Genomic DNA, 1,166 nt, shown 5'->3' with positions numbered 1-1,166 from the left:
CGCCAGCTGTGTCGGTAGACGCACCTGAACCGCCTGTAATAGACGCCCCTCAGAAAGCACAAAGCTGGCCTGCAGCTGATCCATCCGGTCCTGATACTGAGCCTCGCTAAGCTCACTCAAGTCTAAGCGGCTGACGCTGGCGCGAGCCAAGGCCAGATCATCGCGCTGTGGCGTATATTCACCCTGCCACTGTTGTTCAGAGCTCGTAGACTGATAGCGCACGCTCAGTGCATCATGACGGCCATACAGAGCCGCCACTAAGCTGATCAGGTGTGATTGAGACAACGGCTGGGTCGGAGTCAGTAGCACCGCCTGATTAAAATGATGGACGTCAGTGCTGTCGGCCAACAGTTGCTGCTGGATCGGCAATAGTGGTTGCAAACCGGATACCGGACCCTGATCGGCTAGGCGCTCCGCCTGACTTTGTACCTGAGGTGCCAACTGGCGGATAGTCTGGGCTTCAAACAAAGCACGCGCGCTGAAGTGCAGCCCCGCTCTGGCGGCGCGTGACACCAGTTGAATGCTGAGGATAGAATCGCCTCCCAACTCAAAAAAGTTGGCAGTGGTGCTCACCTGTTCACAATCAAGCTGCAACAACTCAGCCCACAGCTTTTGTAAGATACGCTCGATTTCCGTTTGCGGAGCCTGATAGGCAGCGCCCAACAGTATATCCGAAGGCGCTGGCAGCGCTTTTTTATCGACTTTACCATTGGCAGTCACAGGCCATTGCACCACGGTAATCACAGTCGCGGGGATCATGTAATCCGGTAATCTAGCTGCCAATAATTGTGGGATCCGCTGTGTTAACGCTTGCTCGGTCAGGGTACAACTTGCAGCTGCTTTCACATAGGCTATCAAACGTTTATGCCCGCCACGGTCCTGATGCACCAGCACCACACAAGCATCGACTACATCCAACATATTGATGTGGTGTGCCACTTCCGCCAACTCCACTCGGAAGCCTCGGATCTTAACCTGATCGTCACTGCGACCAATAAACAGCAGGCGACCATCGTCCAACGCCCTGACCATGTCCCCAGTGCGATACAAACGCGCACTAGAGTTACTCTGTTTAGGGTCATAAAAAGGATTGGTGATAAATTTCTCAGCACTCAGTGCTGGCTGGCCAAGATAGCCCTGAGCCAGCCCGTCCCCGCCGATGTATA

Annotated in this window: 1 protein-coding gene; it reads right to left on the bottom strand. The window is 54.5% G+C overall.

Translation table 11 applies throughout. The features are described 5' to 3' along the window. On the bottom strand, positions 1 to 1,166 hold a 1,166-nt coding region (locus N477_RS01740), incomplete at both ends, for a phosphopantetheine-binding protein (RefSeq protein WP_155731768.1).

Source organism: Pseudoalteromonas luteoviolacea H33-S (assembly GCF_001625695.1).
In the GTDB taxonomy this organism is placed as follows: Bacteria; Pseudomonadota; Gammaproteobacteria; order Enterobacterales; family Alteromonadaceae; genus Pseudoalteromonas; species Pseudoalteromonas luteoviolacea_B.
The sequence above is the reverse complement of the archived record's forward strand: the minus strand, read 5'-3'. Positions and strand labels throughout refer to the sequence as shown.